This is a genomic window from Saliniramus fredricksonii (assembly GCF_900094735.1).
GTDB lineage: Bacteria > Pseudomonadota > Alphaproteobacteria > Rhizobiales > Beijerinckiaceae > Saliniramus > Saliniramus fredricksonii.
In genome coordinates this window covers 1347271-1366727 of the sequence record NZ_FMBM01000001.1, presented here as the reverse complement: position 1 = coordinate 1366727, position 19457 = coordinate 1347271, and the positions used below count along the sequence as shown (strand labels likewise).

Annotated in this window: 17 protein-coding genes; 14 read left to right on the top strand and 3 right to left on the bottom strand. The window is 66.4% G+C overall.

Going from position 1 to position 19457, the window contains the following annotated elements; genetic code table 11:
• Positions 1–8: 8 nt before the first annotated feature.
• From GA0071312_RS06210 to GA0071312_RS06145, 14 genes are all read left to right on the top strand, one after another.
• The gene (locus tag GA0071312_RS06210; RefSeq protein WP_074444284.1) at positions 9–992 is read left to right on the top strand and encodes a thiamine pyrophosphate-dependent dehydrogenase E1 component subunit alpha; all 984 of its coding nucleotides are present in this window, start codon (positions 9–11) and stop codon (positions 990–992) included.
• On the top strand, positions 976–1998 hold the full coding sequence (locus tag GA0071312_RS06205) for an alpha-ketoacid dehydrogenase subunit beta (protein WP_275261922.1): 1023 nt from the start codon (positions 976–978) through the stop codon (positions 1996–1998). Before GA0071312_RS06210 ends, GA0071312_RS06205 begins: the two co-directional genes overlap by 17 nt.
• A complete protein-coding gene (locus GA0071312_RS06200) occupies positions 1988–3343 on the top strand; it encodes a biotin/lipoyl-containing protein (protein WP_074444005.1) in 1356 nt (451 codons plus the stop codon). The genes GA0071312_RS06205 and GA0071312_RS06200 overlap by 11 nt, the downstream gene beginning before the upstream one ends.
• A gap of 16 nt (positions 3344–3359) precedes the next feature.
• Positions 3360–4784, top strand: a complete 1425-nt coding sequence (locus tag GA0071312_RS06195) for an NAD-dependent succinate-semialdehyde dehydrogenase (RefSeq protein ID WP_074444282.1) — start codon at positions 3360–3362, stop codon at positions 4782–4784.
• Between the two features lie 10 nt (positions 4785–4794).
• Positions 4795–5694: a 2-oxo acid dehydrogenase subunit E2 gene (locus GA0071312_RS06190; RefSeq protein WP_074444004.1), complete on the top strand. Its 900-nt coding sequence runs from the start codon at positions 4795–4797 to the stop codon at positions 5692–5694.
• 263 nt (positions 5695–5957) lie between these two features.
• Positions 5958–6698, top strand: coding sequence for a FadR/GntR family transcriptional regulator (locus GA0071312_RS06185; protein ID WP_074444003.1), 741 nt, complete (start codon positions 5958–5960; stop codon positions 6696–6698).
• A gap of 34 nt (positions 6699–6732) precedes the next feature.
• Positions 6733–7692: an ABC transporter ATP-binding protein gene (locus GA0071312_RS06180; RefSeq protein WP_108721831.1), complete on the top strand. Its 960-nt coding sequence runs from the start codon at positions 6733–6735 to the stop codon at positions 7690–7692.
• Positions 7689–8882, top strand: coding sequence for an ABC transporter ATP-binding protein (locus GA0071312_RS06175; protein ID WP_074444001.1), 1194 nt, complete (start codon positions 7689–7691; stop codon positions 8880–8882). The genes GA0071312_RS06180 and GA0071312_RS06175 overlap by 4 nt, the downstream gene beginning before the upstream one ends.
• 39 nt (positions 8883–8921) lie before the next feature.
• Positions 8922–10433, top strand: a complete 1512-nt coding sequence (locus GA0071312_RS06170) for an ABC transporter substrate-binding protein (protein ID WP_074444000.1) — start codon at positions 8922–8924, stop codon at positions 10431–10433.
• Between the two features lie 96 nt (positions 10434–10529).
• A complete protein-coding gene (locus tag GA0071312_RS06165; protein WP_074443999.1) occupies positions 10530–11477 on the top strand; it encodes an ABC transporter permease in 948 nt (315 codons plus the stop codon).
• 29 nt (positions 11478–11506) lie between these two features.
• On the top strand, positions 11507–12388 hold the full coding sequence (locus tag GA0071312_RS06160) for an ABC transporter permease (protein ID WP_074444281.1): 882 nt from the start codon (positions 11507–11509) through the stop codon (positions 12386–12388).
• A gap of 102 nt (positions 12389–12490) precedes the next feature.
• A complete protein-coding gene (locus tag GA0071312_RS06155) occupies positions 12491–14299 on the top strand; it encodes a gamma-glutamyltransferase family protein (protein WP_074443998.1) in 1809 nt (602 codons plus the stop codon).
• Between the two features lie 133 nt (positions 14300–14432).
• A complete protein-coding gene (locus GA0071312_RS06150) occupies positions 14433–15182 on the top strand; it encodes a DUF1028 domain-containing protein (protein WP_074443997.1) in 750 nt (249 codons plus the stop codon).
• 125 nt (positions 15183–15307) lie between these two features.
• A complete protein-coding gene (locus GA0071312_RS06145) occupies positions 15308–15556 on the top strand; it encodes a YrhK family protein (RefSeq protein ID WP_074443996.1) in 249 nt (82 codons plus the stop codon).
• A 72-nt stretch (positions 15557–15628) separates the two neighbouring features.
• On the opposite strand, the gene proX is transcribed toward GA0071312_RS06145, so the two are convergent.
• The 3 genes from proX to proV all read right to left on the bottom strand — a co-directional run bounded on the left by proX (position 15629) and on the right by proV (position 19095).
• Entirely contained in the window at positions 15629–16642 is a 1014-nt protein-coding gene (gene proX / locus GA0071312_RS06140; protein ID WP_074443995.1) for a glycine betaine/L-proline ABC transporter substrate-binding protein ProX, read from the bottom strand.
• A gap of 148 nt (positions 16643–16790) precedes the next feature.
• Complete coding sequence (locus GA0071312_RS06135; protein ID WP_074443994.1) at positions 16791–17819, bottom strand: ABC transporter permease; 1029 nt, start codon at positions 17817–17819, stop codon at positions 16791–16793.
• Position 17820: 1 nt separating this feature from the next.
• A complete protein-coding gene (gene proV, locus GA0071312_RS06130) occupies positions 17821–19095 on the bottom strand; it encodes a glycine betaine/L-proline ABC transporter ATP-binding protein ProV (protein WP_074443993.1) in 1275 nt (424 codons plus the stop codon).
• Between the last annotated feature and the right edge of the window lie 362 nt (positions 19096–19457).

The following is a 19457-nucleotide window of genomic DNA, read 5'->3' as shown; positions in this document are numbered from 1 at the left end:
TGATCGCCATGGCTGAAGCCGAACCGAAAACCAATACCGAGGATTATCTGCGGATGTATCGCCAGATGATGCGCATCCGCACCTTCGAGGACAATGCCAACCAGCTCTATCTCTCGGCCAAGATGCCGGGCCTCACCCACATGTATTCCGGCGAGGAAGCGGTTGCCGTCGGTATCTGCGAGGCGCTCACCGACGACGACCGCATCACCTCGACCCATCGCGGGCACGGCCATTGCGTGGCCAAGGGCGCGGCCTTCAAGGAGATGTTCTGCGAGCTTCTCGGCAAGGAAGAGGGCTATTGCCGGGGCAAGGGCGGCTCGATGCATATCGCCGACCAGAGCCACGGCAATCTCGGCGCCAATGCCATCGTCGGCGGCTCGATGGGCATCGCCACGGGCTCGGCGCTGCGTGCGAAGCTGCAGGGTTCCGACGACGTGACCGTGTGCTTCTTCGGCGACGGTGCGACCGCCCAGGGGTTGATGTACGAGGTCATGAACATGGCCGCCCTGTGGAAGCTGCCGGTGATCTATGCCTGCGAGAATAACGGCTATTCCGAATATACCCGCACCGAAGAGATCGCCGCCGGCGCCATTCTCGCGCGCGCCGAGGCCTTCGGCATCGAGGCGCATCAGGTCGACGGCCAGGACGTGCTCGCCGTCAACGCCCTGACCCGGCGCCTGGTCGAGCGCGCCCGCAAGGGCGAGGGGCCGTTCTTCATGGAGCTGATGACCTACCGCTATCACGGCCACCATGTCGGCGACATCAACCGTGAATACTACCGCTCGAAGGAGGAAGAGAAGGACTGGAAGGAAAACCGCGATCCCATCATCCGCTTCCGCGCCTGGCTCGTCGCTGAGGGCATCGCCAGCGAGGCGGAGATCGAGGCGATGAATGCCGCGATCACCGAGGATGCCGCGCAGGCCGTGGCCTATGCCGAGGCCGCGCCCTACCCGGATGCATCCGAAGTCGACATGCATGTCTATGCGGATTGAGGAGGAAATGATGCGCGAGATTACCCTGTCCCAGGCCGTCAACGAGGCGATCGCCGAGGAAATGCGCCGCGATCCTACCGTCTTCCTGATGGGCGAGGACGTGGCCGAGGCGGGCACGCCCTTCAAGGTGCTTTCCGGCCTGGTCGAGGAATTCGGCACCCAGCGCGTGATCGACACCCCGATTTCCGAGCCCGGTTTCGTCGGCATGGCCGTCGGCGCGGCGATGACCGGTGCGCGGCCGATCGTCGATCTGATGTTCGGCGATTTCCTCTATCTGGTCATGGATCAGCTGTGCAACCAGGCCGCCAAGCAGCATTACATGTCCGGCGGCAAGCTGACCGTGCCGATGGTGCTGCGCACCAATCTGGGCGCCACCCGCCGCTCGGCGGCGCAGCACAGCCAGTCGCTCCAGGCGCTGGTAGCCCATGTTCCGGGCCTCAAGATCGCCATGCCCTCATCCGCCTATGAGGCCAAGGGCCTGATGAAGACCGCGATCCGCGACAACAACCCGGTCGTGATCTTCGAAGACAAGCTGATGTACCAGGACAAGGCGCCGGTGCCGGAGGAGGAATACCTGATCCCCTTCGGCGAGGCCCATATCAAGCGCGCGGGGCGCGACATCACCCTGATCGCCACATCCTCGATGGTGCAGGTCGCGGAGAAAGCCGCCGAACAGCTCGCTGGCGAGGGAATCGAGGCGGAAGTCATCGATCCACGCACCCTCGTGCCGCTGGACGAGGCGAGCCTGCTCGCGAGCGTGCGCAGGACCAGCCGCGCCATCGTGATCGACGAGGGCCATCAGAGCTACGGCGTCACCGCCGAGATTGCCGCGCGGCTGAACGAAAAGGCGTTCTATCATCTGGATGCGCCGGTCCTGCGCATGGGCGCGATGGATGTACCCGTCCCGTTCAGCCCGGCCCTGGAGGATCTGACCGTACCGACCCCGGAGCGGGTGGTGGCGCAGGCGCGCAGACTCTGCGCGGGGGAGCTGATCCATGCCGCATGAGGTGACGATGCCGCAACTCGGCATGACACAGGATTCCGGGCGGCTGACGCAATGGCTGAAGCAGCCCGGCGACAAGGTCGCGCGCGGCGATCTCCTGTTCGAGGTCGAGACCGACAAGGCGACGATGGAGATCGAGGCCCAGGCCGACGGTTTCCTCACGCATGTCAAGGCCGATGAGGGGGCCGATATCCCCGTCGGAAAGGTGATCGCGAGGATCTCCGACACAGCTTCCGAGACGGCGGATGCGCCCGACGAACCGGCGGCGGCGCCCACGCCCGAGGCGGAATCCGCCCCCGGCACCGATGTTGCCCTGCCGGAGGGACACGCGATCACCATGCCGCAGCTCGGCATGACGCAGGATAGCGGGGTTCTGGTCACCTGGCTGAAGGCGCCCGGCGATGCGGTCGGTGCCGAGGATATCCTGTTCGAGGTGGAAACCGACAAGAGCACGATGGAAGTCGCGGCCGGCCATGACGGCTATCTCGCCGCGACGCTGGCCGAACCGGGCGAGGCCATCGCCGTGGGCGGTATGCTCGCCATCATGTCACCAGGCCCGCCATCCGCTCCGGTCGCGCGATCGGCGGCGCAGATGGCGGCGCAGATGGCGGCGAAACCGGCCCCGGCTGACGCGAAAGCCGCGCCGGCCCGGGTCGAACCGGTCGCCGACGAGGCACCGCCGGCTGCCACGCCGCAGGCTGTGCCGGGATCGGAAGGTCGGATTCTCGCCTCACCCAAGCTGCGGCGGATTGCCCTTGTTGAAGGGCTCGATCTCTCCCGGCTGGTGCGCGCGGGCCATCCCCAGCCCTTCCATATGCGCGATCTCGAGATCCTGCGCAGCCTGCCCGACGAAACACAGCCGTCTGGCGTGCAACAAACCTCCCCGCATGTCACGGCAGCCGCCACAGCGATGCGGCTTACCGCGAAATCCGAGCAGGACGGCTTCGCCGCCTTCGCCCGCTGGGCCGGCGAAACGCATGGACTCGCCGATGCCGATGCGCTGCTTGCCGGCCTCGCCGGGGCAAGCCTCCCAGGCGGTCCCGGAATCGTCGCGGTGGAGCGTTTCGGCGCGAGACGGGCATTCCTTGTTCCGCAGGATCGGCGCCTTTCCGCCGCCACACCAAGCGACGCGGCACCGACGCTGATCCTGCGCGATCTGCGCACGAGCGCAGTGGAATCCGTGGCGATCGGCGCCGAGGCGCTGCCCGTCATCACGATCACCCGGCAGGGCGCGGGCCTTTCGATCACGCTCGAATGCGGCCCCGGCCAGATGGACGGCCCCGCCGCGATCGCCCTTCTCGATGCTTTCGCAGGACGGCTGCGCGAACCGCTGCGTCACCTGCTCTGAACCTTTCGAGGCCATCATGGATTACACCGATCTCTATATCGACGGCGGCTGGCGGGCGACGAAAGAGCGCTTCGACGTCATCAACCCAGCAACCGAAGACGTGCTCGCCTCCGTCGCCTCCGCCGACATTGCCGACGCCGATGCCGCTCTCGATGCAGCCGAGGCCGCCATGGCCGAATGGGCTGCGCGCACGCCGCGGGCGCGTTCGGAAGTGCTGCGCCGTGCTTTCGAGCTGATGAGCGCGCGGCTTGAGGATTTCGCCCGGCTGATCACGCTGGAAAACGGCAAGGCGCGCGCGGATGCCATGGGCGAGGCCGCCTATGCCGCCGAATTCTTTCGCTGGTTCGCCGAGGAGGCGGTGCGCGCCGACGGGCTGATCACCCGGGCGCCGAGCTCGGGCGCGCGCATCATCGTGCAGCACAAGCCCGCCGGTCTCGCCGTACTGATCACGCCCTGGAACTATCCCGCAGCGATGGGCACGCGCAAGATCGCCCCGGCGCTTGCGGCGGGTTGCGGCATGATCGTCAAGCCCGCCTCGGAAACGCCGCTGACCATGCTGGCGCTGATGCCGCTTCTGGAAGAGGCGGGTGTGCCGAGGGGGCTCGTCAACGTGCTGCCCTCGAAGCGCACCGGCGCGCTCGTCGATCACATGCTGGCCGATCCGCGCGTGCGCGTGGTCAGCTTCACCGGCTCGACGGCGGTCGGGCGAAAGCTGCTGACATCCGCCGCCGGTCAGGTGCTCAAACCCGCCATGGAGCTCGGCGGCAACGCGCCCTGCATCGTCTTCGACGATGCCGATCTCGATCAGGCCGTCGAGGGCACCATGCTGGCCAAGATGCGCAATCTTGGCGAAGCCTGCACGGCGGCCAACCGCATCTATGTGCATGAATCGGTCGCGCCGGAATTCATCCGCCGGCTGAGCGCGCGCATGGCTGCCCTCAATGTCGGTGACGGCACCGATCCGGAGGTCGATGTCGGCCCGCTCGTCAATGCCGATACCCGCGACAAGGTCGCCGCCTTCGTCGCCGATGCGCGTGCCAAGGGTGCGCGGCTGGAATGCGGCGGAGAGGTCCCGGCGGGCAAGGGCTTCTATTACCCGCCGACGGTGCTCTCGCAGGTGCCGGAGACGGCCGATTGCGTGCATGACGAGATCTTCGGCCCCGTCGCCGCGATCCAGAGCTTCAGCGACCAGGACGACGTGATCCGCCGCGCCAACGCGACCGAATACGGCCTCGTCGCCTATGTCTTCTCGGGGGATTTCAAACGCGCCATGCAGGTCTGCGAGCGGCTCGAATACGGCATGGTCGGGCTCAATCGCGGGCTCGTCAGCGATCCCGCCGCGCCGTTCGGCGGGGTAAAGCAATCGGGGCTGGGCCGTGAAGGCGGGCATGAGGGCATGCACGAATTCATGGAAACCCAATACATTTCCGCCAGTTGGTGAGGAGATCGGGATGTCTGAAATCATTGCCGCACCCTCCGTCCGGCGCCTTGCCCGCGAACGCGGCGTCGATCTCGAGGAGCGCGCCCGGGCGCTGGGCCGCACCACCATGGCGCGCGAGGATATCGAGGTTGATGGTGCGGGAGCCGGCACGCCGGGCGGGGCGCCGGCTCTTGCACCCGGGACGTCCCACTGGGACATCGATCACGCGGCATACGGTCCTGTCACGCAAGAGCCGATGAGCCGCTTCGCCCGGCTCGCCGCCGCCAATCTCGGCGCCGCCAATGCGCAGATCCCGCAGGTCACGCATCACGACCGGGCCGATATGCGCGCCGTCGAGGCCTTTCGCGCGAGCCTCAGGGACGAGGCGCAGGCGCGCGGCATCCGGCTGACGGCGCTGGCTTTCCATGTCGCGGCGCTCGCGCGCTGCCTGCGCGCCTTTCCGCGCTTCAACGCCTCGCTCAGCGCGGATGGCGAGCGGCTGATCCTCAAGGATTACATCCATATCGGCATCGCGGTCGATACGCCGCACGGGCTGATGGTGCCGGTGATCCGGGATGCGGATCGCAAGGGATTGTGGCAGATCGCAGGAGAGATCGCCGATCTGGCGGCGCGGGCCAAGGCGCGCAAGCTCGGCCCCGATGCGATGGGCGGCGCCTCGATGACCATCACCTCGCTTGGCGGAATCGGCGGAATCGGCTTCACACCGATCGTCAACCCGCCGGAACTCGCGATCCTCGGCATCACCCGCACCGAGACGATCACCGTCTGGGAAGGCGACACGCCGCGCCCGGTCCCCATGGTGCCGCTCGATCTCAGCTACGATCACCGCGTGATCAACGGTGCGGACGCGGCGCGCTTCACGGCGCATCTGATCGAACTTCTGAGCGATCCGCGCGCGATGCTGATATAGCAGCGCATGCGCGATTCCGTCAGCGGCATGGGCAGACGGCGAGGGCCGTGAAACGTCGCCCTAATCCCCGCAGCCGAAAGCTATCATACGCTCCCGGATAAATCCGTTGAGCCCGGAGCGAATCTCCGAAACGTGGTGAATCGCCCATATGGATACGGCGATCACCGCGCTTGATCCCGTCATCGCGCACGAACCAATATGCGATTGGTCACGCCGGCATCAAGACCGGTGGCGCCGCAAATCCGATGAGGGGATCATCGCCCATGGCCGAGGCCGACGCCGAAACGGCGCACGCATCCAATGGCGGCGACAATTCAAGCCGCGCGCTCGCGGCTCTGCGCGCGCGTTTGCAGCGTATCGACCGGAATGGCGGAAAAGCCTTGCGGCTTCCGCCTGAGCGGGACCTCGCGGTGGAGCTCGGGATCGGGCGGCGGGCCGTGCGCCGCGCGCTGGAAGTGCTTGAAACCGAAGGGCTGATCTGGCGCCAGCAGGGCAAGGGGACCTTCACCGGTCCCCGTCCGAGCGAGAATCCGGGGACCGTGAGCGCGCTCGTCGATCGAACCAATCCGCAAGAGGTCCTCGAAGCGCGCATGCAGCTCGAACCTGCCCTCGCCGGTCTCGCTGCCATGCGCGCCGTCCAGCAGGACGTGCGCAACATGCGTGATCTGTGCGAACGCATCGCCCGTGCGCGCGACGATGATGCCCGCGAGTTATGGGACGAGGCGCTGCACCGCACCATCGGGCGCGCCGCCGGCAACGCGCTGCTCTTCGGTCTCTACGAGATCATCGAGGAAGTACGCCGCGACGAGGTCTGGCGCGGGCTGCGCGAACGGGCGCGCTCCCGGGCGATGGTGGCCACCTATGTCGAGCAGCATGCGGCCATTGTCGATGCCATCGCCCGCCGCGATCCCGGCGCTGCCGAACAGGCGATGCGCAGCCATATCGCCACGCTCCGCCGCAGCATTCTCACCCAGGACGATCAGGAGGCCGGCCTTGTCGGATAACGCGCCCCTTCTCGCAGTCGAGGATCTTTCGATCATGATCGGCCGACAGGCTCAAAACCTCGTCGACGGCGTGAGCTTCTCGGTGATGCCCGGCGAGACGCTTTGCATCGTCGGCGAATCCGGTTGCGGCAAATCGGTCACGGCACTGGCGCTGATGGGTCTGTTGCAGACGCCGCCGGTCTCCGTCACCGGCGGGCGGGTGCGCTTTGACGGGCGCGACCTGCTCGGGCTCTCCGCCGAGGCCTGGTCGGCGCTGCGCGGCGACCGCATGGCCATGATCTTCCAGGAGCCGATGACGGCGCTCAACCCCGCCTTCACCATCGGCAACCAGATCATCGAATCGGTGATGCGCCATCGCGACATCGGCATCGATGCGGCGCGCGCGCGTGCCCTCGACATGCTGGAGCGGGTCGGCATCCCCGCCGCCCGCACCCGCCTTGACGCCTACCCGCATCAGCTTTCCGGCGGCATGCGCCAGCGCGCCATGATCGCCATGGCGCTCGCCAATGATCCAAGCCTGCTGATCGCCGACGAGCCGACCACCGCGCTCGACGTCACCATCCAGGCGCAGGTGCTGCAGCTGATCCGCGATCTCCAGCAAGAGAGCGGCACAGCCCTGATCCTGATCACCCATGATCTCGGCGTGGTCGCGGAAGTCGCCGACAAGGTCGCGGTGATGTATGCCGGGCGGATCGTCGAGGCTGCTCCGGTCGAGGCGCTGTTCAACGATCCCCAGCACCCCTACACGCTCGGCCTGATCGGCTCGCTGCCCGGCCTCGAAGCCGGGGCGCGCGGCGCCCGTCTCGCGACCATTCCCGGGCTCGTGCCGGCGCCGGAGAACATGCCGGCGGGATGCCGCTTCGCCGATCGCTGCCCCTTCGCCGATGCGGCCTGCGCCGAAGCGCCGCCTTTGCGCGAGATCGCGCCCGGCCATGCAGTCGCCTGTCATTATGCTCCGCTCGAGGAGCATTGCGCACCGGAGGAAGCGGCATGAGCGCAGCGGAGATCATCAGCGAAAACACTGCGACGCAGCCGGAGGCGGCGCCGGATACGCCACTGATCGAGGCGCGCGGGCTGCGCAAGCATTTCGTCACGAAGCGCCCGCTCTTCGGCAAGCCGACCATCGTGCGCGCGGTCGATGGCGTCGATCTCAGCGTGCGCCGGGGCGAGACCTTCTCGATCGTCGGCGAATCCGGCTGCGGCAAGTCCACCCTCGCGCGGCTGCTGATCCGCCTGCTCGATCCGAGCGCGGGCTCGGTGATCTATGAGGGCAAAGACATCGCCGCCTTGCCCGAGACCGAGATGCGCCGCCTGCGCCGCGACCTGCAATTCGTCTTCCAGGATCCGTTCTCCTCGCTCAATCCGCGCATGACCATCGGCGGGCTGGTCGAGGAACCCATGCGCGCCCACGGTATCCATGATCCGAAGCAGCGCCGCGCGGAAGTCGCGAAGCTCCTGAGACGGGTGGGGCTGCGGCCCGAATATGCCGATCGTTATCCGCATGAATTCTCCGGCGGCCAGCGCCAGCGCATTGGCATCGCCCGCGCCCTCGCCACGGGGCCGAAACTGCTGATCGGAGACGAGCCGGTCTCGGCGCTCGACGTCTCGGTCCAGGCGCAGGTGATCAACCTGCTGGAGGATCTCAAGCAGGAATTCGGCCTCACCCTGATCGTGATCGCCCACGATCTCGCCGTGGTGCGCCACATGAGCGACCGGGTCGGCGTGATGTATCTGGGCGAATTGGTAGAAGTCGGCGAGGCCGAGGATTTCTTCGCCGCACCCCTGCACCCGTATTCGCGCGCCCTGCTCGCGGCGATTCCGGCCCCCGATCCCGCACGCCGGCACGATGGCGACAGACCGACCCTGACGGGGGATATCCCCAACCCCGTCGCACCGCCGCCGGGATGCCGCTTCCATACGCGCTGCCCCTTCGCCGATGCGCGCTGCCGCACGGAACGCCCGGTGCTGCGCCCGGCGGGCGAAGGGCGCGCCGTCGCCTGCCATCATTTCGAGACGCTGGAGCCGGCCGAAGGCCTGCCCCCGCCGCCCGCGCGCAGCCCGCGCGTGGAACAGCGCTTTGCCCTGTATCGGGCGCGGCGCGCCAGACAGACCCCGACAAGGGGCGATACACCCGAGGAATCAGGCCCGGGGATGCCCGGTTCGCAACACGGACCGGAAAACTGACGAATAAAACGGATCCAAGAGGACCAGAGGAGAGAAACCATGAAATTCATGCAAACAGTCGGGGCTGCCGCCCTGATCGCCGCGATGGCGGCGAGCGCGCAGGCGCAGGAACTGCGCATCGGCCTGCAGGACGATGCCGACGTGCTTGATCCCGATCAGTCGCGCACCTTCGTGGGGCGTATCGTCTATACCGCGCTTTGCGACAAGCTCGTCGATATCGATCCCGATCTCAACATCGTGCCCCAGCTCGCGACCGACTGGAGCTGGTCGGATGACGAGACCGAACTGACCATGAGCCTGCGTGAGGGCGTCGTCTTCCATGACGGCACGCCCTTCAATGCCGAGGCGATGATCGCCAATATCGACCGCAGCCAGAATCTGCCCGAGAGCCGTCGCAAGTCGGAAGTCGCCTCCATCACCGGCGTCGAGGCCGTGGACGAGTACACCGTGCGCATCACGCTCGATGCGCCCGACGCGACGCTGCTCGCCCAGCTCGCCGATCGCGCCGGCATGATGATCTCGCCGACGGCGGCGGAAGAAATGGGCGTCGATTTCGGTTCGGCTCCGGTCTGCTCCGGCCCCTTCAGCTTCGTCGAGCGTGTCCAGCAGGATCGCATCGCGCTGGAGCGCTTCGATGATTACTGGAACGCCGATGAAATTCACATCGATGCCGTGACCTATCTGCCGATCCCCGACACCACCGTGCGTCTCGCGAACCTGCGTGCCGGCGATCTCGACATGCTCGAGCGCCTCGCAGCCACCGATGTCGCCAGCGCGCGCGACGACGAGGCGCTCTCCGTCGTCGATGTGACCGGGCTCGGCTATCAGGGCATCACCATGAATGTGGGCAACGGTTCGCGCTCCGAGGAGCCCTTCGGCCAGGATGCGCGTCTGCGTCAGGCGCTGAGCCTGTCGATCGACCGCAATGCGATCAACCAGGTGGTCTTCGAAGGCGCCTTCACGCCGGGCAACCAGCCGGTACCTCCGGGATCGCCCTTCTATGATGCGCGTTTCCCGGTTCCCGAGCGGGATGTCGAGGCCGCGCGTGCGCTGCTCGCCGAAGCCGGATTCGGCGATGGCGTGGAACTGACCGTGCAGGTGGCGAACAACCCGGTCCAGACCCAGGTGATGGAAGTGGTGCAGGCCATGGCGGCAGAAGCGGGAATCGATATCAGCATCCGCGCCACCGAATTCGCCACGCTGCTGCAGCAGCAATCGGCGGGTGAATATCAGGGCAGCCAGGTCGGCTGGTCGGGGCGCACCGACGTCGATGGCAATATCCACCAGTTCGTCACCTGCGAGGGCGGCATCAACGATTCCGGCTTCTGTGATCCGCGCGTGGACGAGCTGCTCGATCAGGCCCGGACCTCGAACGATCCGCAGGTGCGCAAGGAGGCCTATGACGCTTCCCGCGAAATCCTCAACGAGGAACTGCCGATCATCTATCTCTACCACCCGAGCTGGATCTGGGCGATGAGCGCCGATGTGGAAGGCTTCGAGGCCTATCCGGACGGCATGATCCGCCTCGAGGGCGTGCGCTTCACCGACTGAAGCCGGATGCGACGACACGATCCCGGCGCCTGACGCGCCGGGATCACCCCCGCCCGTCAGGGGCGGGTCGAACCTGTTCACCGGAAGGCGCCCGTCATGCTCGCATTCATCGGCCGCAGATTGCTGATCGCCATACCGACGATCTTCATGATCTCCGTCTTCGTCTTCCTGCTGCAGAAGCTTCTGCCCGGGGACCCGGTGCTGGCGCTGGCCGGCGAGGACCGCGACCCGGCGACGCTGGAAGCCCTGCGCGAGATGTACCATCTCAACGAACCATTGGTGATGCAGTATTTCTACTGGATCAGCGGCGTGGTGCAGGGTGATCTCGGCATCTCGCTGCGCACCAACCAGCCGGTCACCTCGCTGATCGCGGAAAAGCTCCCCGTCACCTTCCAGCTCGCGGTGATGGCGCTGATCTTCGCCGTCGGGATCGGCGTGCCGATGGGTATTCTCTCGGCGGTCTATAAAGGCAGCTGGCTCGACTATATCGCCAATTTCGTGGCCCTGTCGGGGCTCTCGATCCCGAATTTCTGGCTGGGCATCCTGCTGATCCTGCTGGTCTCGGTCAATCTCGGCTGGTTGCCGGCCTCAGGCTACCGGGCCTTCACGGTCGATCCGGTGCGCTCGATCGAGACCATGCTGATGCCCGCCTTCGTGCTCGGCACGGCGCTTGCGGCCACGCTGATGCGCCATACCCGCAGCGCCATGCTGTCCGTCCTGAAATCCGATTATGTCCGCACCGCCCGCGCCAAGGGCCTGCGCGAGCGCGTCGTCATCATGAAGCACGCCCTGCGCAACGCGCTGGTGCCGGTTGTGACGGTCTCGGCGCTTCTCTTTGGCGAATTGCTCGCTGGCGCTGTGCTGACGGAGCAGATCTTCACCATCCCGGGCTTCGGCAAGCTCGTCGTCGATGCCGTGTTCAACCGCGATTACGCCGTGGTGCAGGGCATCGTCCTCGTCACCGCCGTCGGCTTCATCCTGATGAATCTGCTCGCCGACACCGCCTACATGATCCTCAATCCGCGCATGAGGGACCAGAAATGAGCACGGTCGTCGCCGCACCGGCCCCGCGCATGCAGCCGCAGGCGGGGGATGTCCAGCCGCAGATCGAGACGCTGCCGCCACGTCGAAACCGGGTCTGGGAGAAGCTGAGGCGACGCCCCTCCGCCCTGTTCGGGGCGGTGCTCGTCGGCACTTTCGTGATCCTCGCCATCGCCGCGCCGATCCTGCCGATCCTGCCGCCGGCACAGGGCGATTGGGGTGCAATCCGGCTTCCGCCTTCCCTCGATCATCCGTTGGGAACGGACCAGAACGGGCGCGATCTGCTCTCGCGCATGATCTGGGGTGCGCAGGCCTCGCTGCTCGCGGGCGTCGTCTCGGTGATGATCGCCGTCTTCGCCGGTGTGCCGCTCGGCGTCATCGCCGGCTGGCGCGGCGGCTGGACCGACGCCACCATCTCGCGCATGACCGAGGCGCTGCTCGCCGTGCCCTTCCTGATCCTGGCCATCGCCTTCGCCGCTTTCCTGGGGCCGTCCCTGACCAATGCGATGATCGCCATCGGCCTCTCCGCGACACCGATCTTCATCCGGCTGGCGCGCGGCCAGACGCTGGCGGTGAAGACGGAGGATTACGTCGAGAGCGCGCGGGCTGCCGGGGTCGGGCAATTGTCGATCCTGGCGCGCTACATCCTGCCAAATATCGCGCCGCCGATCATCGTCCAGGCCACGCTGACCGTCGCCACCGCCATCATCGCCGAGGCGAGCCTGTCCTTCCTGGGACTCGGTCAGCAGCCGCCGGCGCCGTCATGGGGGGCGATGCTCAATACGGCGAAGAACTTCATGGAGCAGGCCCCCTGGATGGCGATGTGGCCGGGGGCCGCGATCTTCCTCGTGGTGCTGGGCTTCAACCTGTTCGGCGACGGCCTGCGCGACGCGCTCGATCCGCGCGAGAGCTGATCCCGGGCGCGCCGGCGCCCGCGATCCAATGACGAACCGGGGCGAAAAACCCGGTCGCGACAAGGCGTCCGCAAGCGGCGTCGCGCTTTTCCCGGAGGAAACATGGCTTTCGATCACCCCTTCACCACCCGCCCCGAGATACGCGGGCGCTTCGGTGTGGTGACCTCCACCCACTGGATCGCGTCGAGCGTCGGCATGGCCATCCTGGAGCGCGGCGGCAACGCCTTCGACGCGGCGGTGGCGACAGGCTTCGTGCTGCAGGTGGTGGAGCCGCATCTCAACGGGCCGGGCGGCGACATGCCGGCGATCATCTTCGATGCCGCGACCGAGCGCACGCGCGTCCTGTGCGGCCAGGGGCCCGCCCCGGCTGGCGCCACGATCGCGCATTATCGCGGGCTCGGCCTCGACATGGTGCCGGGCTCCGGGCTCCTCGCCACCGTCATTCCCGGCGCCTTCGATGCCTGGATGCTGCTGCTGCGCGATCACGGCACGCTGGAATTGCGCGACGTGCTCGAACCGGCAATCCACTATGCCCGCCACGGCCACCCGGTCCTGCCGCGCGTCGCCCATACCATCGCGGGGCTCGCCGATTATTTCCGCACGCACTGGCCGAGCTCGGCGCAGACCTGGCTCCCGGGCGGCAACGCCCCGCAGCCGCACGCGGATTTCGCCAATCCGGTTCTCGCGCAGACCTGGGAGCGTCTCCTCAATGAGGCCGGGAGCGCGCCCTCGCGCGAGGCGCGGATCGATGCGGCGCGGCGGGTCTGGTCGCAAGGCTTCATCGCGGAGCGCATCGACGCCTTCCTGCGCGAGGCGGAGGTGATGGATGTGACGGAACGCGCCCACAAGGGCGTGCTGACCGGCGCCGACATGGCCGGCTGGCAGGCGCATTTCGAGGCGCCGGCCTCGCGGCGGTTCAAGGGCTGGGAGGTGTTCAAGACGGGCGCCTGGGGACAGGGCCCGGCCCTGTTGCAGGCGCTCGCCATGCTGGAGGGCTGCGGCCTCGAGGAGGCCGATCCGGGCGGGCCGGAATTCGTGCATGCGGTGACCGAGGCGATCAAGCTCGCCTTCGCCGATCGCGAGGCCTATTACGGCGATCCTGACCATGCGCTCGTGCCTCTCGACACGCTGCTCGGCGACGCCTATGCCGCGCGCCGCCGCGCCCTGATCGAGCCGCAAGCCTCGCTCGAGCAGCGCCCCGGCGAGATCCCCGGTTTTCACCATCAGGCCCTGATGGCCCGCGCCAATGCCGAAAGGGGCGCGACGCGCGCTTCTGCAGGAGGCGCGGGAGCGGGCGAGCCGACCATGGCGCATCTCACGGAAAAGCGCGGCGATACCGTGCATCTCGACATCATCGACCGCCATGGCAACATGGTCTCGGCGACGCCCTCCGGCGGCTGGCTGCAATCCTCGCCGGTCGTACCGGGGCTGGGCTTCGCGCTCAATACCCGCGCGCAGATGTTCTGGCTGGAGGAAGGCCTGCCCACGAGCCTCGCGCCGGGGCGGCGTCCGCGCACCACGCTCTCGCCGAGCCTCGCCATACGCGACGACGGCACGCGGCTCGCCTTCGGCACGCCCGGCGGCGACCAGCAGGACCAGTGGCAACTGGTCTTCTTCCTGCGCCACGTGCTCTATGGGGAAGGCCTGCAACAGGCGATCGACGCGCCGCTGTTCCATAGCGGACATTTTCAGGAATCGTTCTATCCGCGCAATGCGCGCCCCGGCCATCTCGTCATCGAGGACCGCTTCGCGGCGCAGACGATCGCCGATCTGCGCATGCGGGGGCATCGCATCGAGGTTGCGGGCCCATGGAGCGTCGGGCGACTGACGGCGGCACGGCGCGAACCGGACGGGCGGTTGCGGTCGGCGGCGACGCCGCGTCTGATGCAGGCTTATGCGGTGGGGCGCTGAGCGCCCGCCATCGAGAGCATCATGCCGTCAGGTGGGTACCGGCTGACGGAGAAAATGATGCGCCAGATAATGACCTGGAGCGCCCGGCCTGACTCCGTCAGGTCGGAACGGGCTCTAAAAGGAGTAACGCAGCATGACCTATTCCATCGTGGCCCTGTGCCCTGAAACCGGCCATCGTGGCATCGCCGTGGCGAGCCGCTTTTTCGCCGCCGGCGCGATCGTGCCCTATATCCGGGGCGGGCGTGCTGCGGTGGCGAGCCAGGCCTTCATCAATCCGCTCTGGGGCATGGAGGCAGCGGAACTTTGCGCTGCCGGGGAGCCGGGCGAGGCCGTGATCGCCGATCTCGTCGCCCGCGACGCGGGGTCCGAACACCGCCAGATCCATCTGATCGACGCCGATGGCGCCATCGCCGCCCATACCGGTGCATCCTGTGTCGACTGGGCCGGGCATGTGAGTGCGCCGGGTGTCTCCGTCGCCGGCAACATGCTCGCCGGTCCGCAGGTGGTGGAGGCGGTGCGCGACGCGTTTCTCGCCGCGTCCGGCCCGCTCGCGGAGCGGATGATGACGGCGATGGAGGCGGGCGAGGCGGCCGGTGGCGACAAGCGCGGGACGCAATCGGCGGGGCTGCGCCTGCATCGCAGCGAGGATTATCCCTGGTTCGATCTGCGCGCCGACGACCACCCCGATCCACTCGCCGAAATCCGCCGGCTCTACGCGGTGGCGCATGAGCGTTTCATCCATTTTGCGGAATCCATGGGCACCCGCGCCAATTTTTCCGGCGCCATCGACCGCGCCCCGATGGACAAGGCGATTGCCGAGGCTGAAGCCGCCCGGATTGCACGGGGCGAACCATCGCGCTCATTCGCGCGCGAGCGCGGCTGACGCTGAAGCCTTCGCGTTTGACGGCAGCAGGCCGCGCGCCGCCTGCGACATCCGGCGCTTGCGCTCAGCCGGTTACCGCGGCAAGACGGGAGGTGCGAGAGAACGTGGCAGGGGAGCTCGGCGATATGAAAAGACGGCAGACGCTGCACCGGTTTCTGGTGGAATATGAGTGGGTCCATATCAGCATCGGGGTGGTGGGTAACGCGACGTTCTTCGTCGGTTCGATCTTCTTTCTTCCTGCCTTCGACGGGTGGCTGACCTTCGGAGTCTGGCTGTTCATCACGGGATCGCTGCTGATGCTGTTCGGCGCTGTCGGCGACGGCTTGAAGAAATACTGGACCGGTCGCTACGGCGATCCGCGCGCGATCCCCTGAACGAAAACGGGCGGTACCATCACGGCACCGCCCGCATCATATTGAAGGCGCATTGCGCAACGTGTCAGGCGATCACTCGACCTGGCGCGCCTCTTCGACCCAACCTTCGAACGTGTCGGCGTTTTCCTCGATCCACGCATCCGCATGCGCCTCGATGTCAGACATCGAATCCTCGCCCTCACGCATCAGCAGGTTCTGGGCGGAGACGTCGTTGATGTCGATCTCGACGAGTTCGAGGAAGCGCGCGGCAGCCGGATTGGCCTCGGCCCAGTCGCGGTTGGCAAGCACGCGGATATCGTCCACGGCAAAGCCCAGATTGAGACCGTTGGCAGAGGTGTCCTCGGCCGTGGCATCATCGTTGTCGGGAAGCGAGGTATAGGGCACTTCCAGCCACTCGACGTCTTCACCCGGCACCAGCACGCCCGAAACCCAGAGCGGTGTCCAGGTATAGTAGAGGATCGGCTCGTCCTGCTCGAAGCGGGCGATGGTGTCGGCCATCAGCGCGAAGTAGCTGCCCTGATTGTGACGCACCGTGTCGCCGAGACCGTATTCCGGAAGCTGATGCTCGATCACGAGCTCGCAGCCCCAGCCCGGATTACAGCCGGTGAGGTCGGCCATGCCGTCGCCATCGGCATCGAAGATCGCGGCGATTTCCGGATCCTGCAACTGCTCGAGATTGGTGATGCCGTATTCGTCGGCGGTCGCCTTGTCGATCAGGTAGCCCTGCAGCACGTTGGCGATGAGGTTGCCCATCTTCGTCAGCTGCGCCTCGCCGCCGGAATTCTGGTAGAATTCCTCATGCAGCAGGTTCCAGTGCACGCCGGTGAAGTCGGCATCGCCCTGGCCGAGCGCGACATGCATCACGGCATATTCGGATTCGAGCGGATCCTCGACTTCGTAACCGAGCCGGCGCAGGCCCTCGAACAGGATCTCGTGCTGGAAGATTTCCTCGGCGATGCCGGAGGTGATCGGCTGGACGCTGACGCCCTCGCCGGGCATGTGCTCGTCAGCCTGGACCACGCTGGCGGAAAAGCCGATCGCGGTGGCGAGCGCCATGGCGCTGACAGTGCGGAAATGCTTGGTCATGATGACTCCTTTGTGTCCATTCGGATTGGTATTGCCTTGCGGGGCTGGTTCGCAGCCCGGCAAAAGGATGCCGCCCGCACCGCGCGGCGCAGCAGAAGCGGCATCCGGCGGCGCACACCATGCGGGGCACGGTGCGCGCCGAAAAGAATCAGGCGGCGGCCTTGCCGCTCGCAGGCTGTATGGACGGCGCGCAGGCCATTTCCGGCTTGCCGTCGCCCTCGGGCGCGCCGTCATCTTCCGGCTTGCCGCCCCCGTTGCCGGCAGTGAGCCGGCGCACGAGGCCGATCGGGCCGCGGTCAATCATGCGCTGCCCGCCACGTTCGCGCTCGCTTTGGGCCAGCGCCTGGGTCATGCGGTCGAGGATGATCGCGAGTACGACGATCCCGATACCGCCGATCACGGCGAGTCCCATATCAAGGCGTCCGATGCCCCGCAGGACCATCTGGCCCAGCCCGCCCACGGAGATCATCGATGCGATGACCACCATCGACAATGCGAGCATCAGCGATTGGTTCACCCCGGCCATGATGGTTTTCGTGGCCAGCGGCAATTGCACACGCCAGAGCAGCTGGCGTCGCGACGCACCGAAGGCGAGTGCTGCCTCGATCACGTCCTTGGGAACCTGACGAATGCCCAGATTCGTGAGACGGATCAGCGGCGCCACGGCGAAGATGATCGTCACGATCACGCCCGGCACATTGCCGATACCGAACAGCACCACGATCGGCACCAGATAGACGAAGGCCGGTGTCGTCTGCATCGTGTCGAGAACGGGGCGCAGCCCCTGTTCGAAGCGATCGCTGCGCGATGTGAGGATGCCCAGCGGAATGCCGATCGCAGCGCAGAATGCCACGGCAGTGAGCACCAGCGAGAGTGTCGTCATGGCCTGTTCGTAGGCCCCGATCAGACCGAGGAAGAACAGGCTCAGGAAAGAGCCGATCGCCAGACGCGGTCCCACCAATTGCCATGCGATCAGCGCGATCAGCCCGATCATCAGGGTCGGCGGCAGGAATTGCAGCGTTCCCTCGACGGTTTCGAGCACCCAGTCGACCGGCTGGCGGACGGCACGGAAGAAATTGCGCGCGCCCGAAATCCAGTCGAAGAAGACGTCGATCCAGTCGGTGAAGGGAAGCTGCCAGGTATCGAAGGGGCGCAGCGGGTTGAATTGGGCGTTCATGTCACACGCCCTCCCGGGCTTCGGTTTGTGGCGGGGCCGTATCGGCAGCCGCCGCCATGGCCGGCTTGTCCTCGCCGATCACGCTGTCGAGCGCCTGCAGCAGCGCCGAACGCGAGACGGCGCCGGCATAGCGCCCGTTCTCGTCGATGACGGGCACGGCATAGGGGGTGGTCGCCACGACATTCATCAGATCGCCCAGATGCGTTTCGGGGCTGATCGTCGGGCAATCGGGCAGCAAGGCCTTTTCCAGCGGGCGGTCTGCCTTGCGCGCCTCGTCGAGGGTTGCGAGACTGGCCACGCCGAGGAAGCGGCGGTTGCGCCCGAGCACGTAGCCATATTCGCGATCGTGGGTTTCCAGGGTGCGAATGGCCGCGCGCGGGCCCTGCTCGGGCTTGTCGATCAGCGTGACCTGGGTGCGCCGCGCGATGTCGCGGGCGGTGAGCACCTTCGAGACATCGACGCCGCGGAAGAAGGAGCGCACATAGTCATTGGCCGGATTCTTCAGGATTTCCTCCGGCGTGCCCACCTGCACCACGACACCGCCCTGCATGATGGCGATGCGGTCGCCGATGCGCATGGCTTCGTCGAGATCGTGGCTGATGAAGATGATGGTGCGTTGCTTCTCCTCCTGGAGCATCAGCAACTCGTCCTGCATCTCGGAGCGGATCAGCGGGTCGAGGGCGGAGAAGGCCTCATCCATCAGGAGGATCGGCGGATCGGCGCACAGCGCGCGGGCGAGACCGACGCGCTGCTGCATGCCGCCGGACAACTCGTCCGGGTAACTGTCCGCATTGGCCGCGAGCCCCACCTGCGCCAGCGCCATCATGGCGCGCCGGTGGCGCTCGTGCCGCGAGATCCCGCCGAGTTCGAGCCCGAAGGCGACGTTGTCGATCACTTTCATGTGGGGCATCAGCGCGAAGGACTGGAACACCATGCTCACGGTGTCGCGGCGCAGCTTGCGCAAGCCCTCGTTGTCCAGCTTGACGATATCCTCGCCGTCGATCTCGATCGACCCGGAGGTCGGCTCGTAGAGACGGTTGAACATGCGCACCATGGTCGATTTGCCGGAGCCCGAAAGACCCATGATCACGAAGATCTCGCCCTCGCGGATGGTGAAGTTTGCATCGACGACGCCCACAGTCTGCCCGGTCTCGGCGAAGATCTCGTCCTTGTCGCGCCCTTCGCGGATCAGCCGCATCCCTTCCTGAGGATGGTCGCCGAAAACCTTGTAGAGGTTGCGCACGGCGATCTTGTCGCGTTTTGGCGTATCGGTCATTGTATCCCTTGACATGCCATAACAAAGAAAAATCCCGCTCCGGGATAATAATTACCGGACGGGGCGTTACGGCTTCGGTGTGACCATATACTAGAGGCGCTGATCGCCGATGGCAATGGCGCTGGCCAGAATTGTCCGAAAAATGCCGGAATTGTGCCAGAATTTGAATGATATTTCATAATGCTCGCGTTTATATTAAATGATTGCGCTTGATACGTTGAAGGCACCCCAGGATACTTGTCATGCCTTGCGGGCATTACCCGGATCGCGCCACCGGGTTTGTGCCGCCCTTCCGATCCTTCGCATGAGAGTGTGTGCAAAAGCGGCTTGCCGCCGGGCGGGCGCCTCGCGATCATGATCCG

What these genes read in the sequence shown, in the direction of transcription:
- GA0071312_RS06210 (WP_074444284.1), top strand. Translation starts at nt 9, where the DNA reads ATGGCTGAAGCCGAACCGAAAACCAATACCGAGGATTATCTGCGGATG.
- GA0071312_RS06205 (WP_275261922.1), top strand. Translation starts at nt 976, where the DNA reads ATGTCTATGCGGATTGAGGAGGAAATGATGCGCGAGATTACCCTGTCC.
- GA0071312_RS06200 (WP_074444005.1), top strand. Translation starts at nt 1,988, where the DNA reads ATGCCGCATGAGGTGACGATGCCGCAACTCGGCATGACACAGGATTCC.
- GA0071312_RS06195 (WP_074444282.1), top strand. Translation starts at nt 3,360, where the DNA reads ATGGATTACACCGATCTCTATATCGACGGCGGCTGGCGGGCGACGAAA.
- GA0071312_RS06190 (WP_074444004.1), top strand. Translation starts at nt 4,795, where the DNA reads ATGTCTGAAATCATTGCCGCACCCTCCGTCCGGCGCCTTGCCCGCGAA.
- GA0071312_RS06185 (WP_074444003.1), top strand. Translation starts at nt 5,958, where the DNA reads ATGGCCGAGGCCGACGCCGAAACGGCGCACGCATCCAATGGCGGCGAC.
- GA0071312_RS06180 (WP_108721831.1), top strand. Translation starts at nt 6,733, where the DNA reads ATGATCGGCCGACAGGCTCAAAACCTCGTCGACGGCGTGAGCTTCTCG.
- GA0071312_RS06175 (WP_074444001.1), top strand. Translation starts at nt 7,689, where the DNA reads ATGAGCGCAGCGGAGATCATCAGCGAAAACACTGCGACGCAGCCGGAG.
- GA0071312_RS06170 (WP_074444000.1), top strand. Translation starts at nt 8,922, where the DNA reads ATGAAATTCATGCAAACAGTCGGGGCTGCCGCCCTGATCGCCGCGATG.
- GA0071312_RS06165 (WP_074443999.1), top strand. Translation starts at nt 10,530, where the DNA reads ATGCTCGCATTCATCGGCCGCAGATTGCTGATCGCCATACCGACGATC.
- GA0071312_RS06160 (WP_074444281.1), top strand. Translation starts at nt 11,507, where the DNA reads ATGCAGCCGCAGGCGGGGGATGTCCAGCCGCAGATCGAGACGCTGCCG.
- GA0071312_RS06155 (WP_074443998.1), top strand. Translation starts at nt 12,491, where the DNA reads ATGGCTTTCGATCACCCCTTCACCACCCGCCCCGAGATACGCGGGCGC.
- GA0071312_RS06150 (WP_074443997.1), top strand. Translation starts at nt 14,433, where the DNA reads ATGACCTATTCCATCGTGGCCCTGTGCCCTGAAACCGGCCATCGTGGC.
- GA0071312_RS06145 (WP_074443996.1), top strand. Translation starts at nt 15,308, where the DNA reads ATGAAAAGACGGCAGACGCTGCACCGGTTTCTGGTGGAATATGAGTGG.
- proX (WP_074443995.1), bottom strand. Translation starts at nt 16,642, where the DNA reads ATGACCAAGCATTTCCGCACTGTCAGCGCCATGGCGCTCGCCACCGCG.
- GA0071312_RS06135 (WP_074443994.1), bottom strand. Translation starts at nt 17,819, where the DNA reads ATGAACGCCCAATTCAACCCGCTGCGCCCCTTCGATACCTGGCAGCTT.
- proV (WP_074443993.1), bottom strand. Translation starts at nt 19,095, where the DNA reads ATGACCGATACGCCAAAACGCGACAAGATCGCCGTGCGCAACCTCTAC.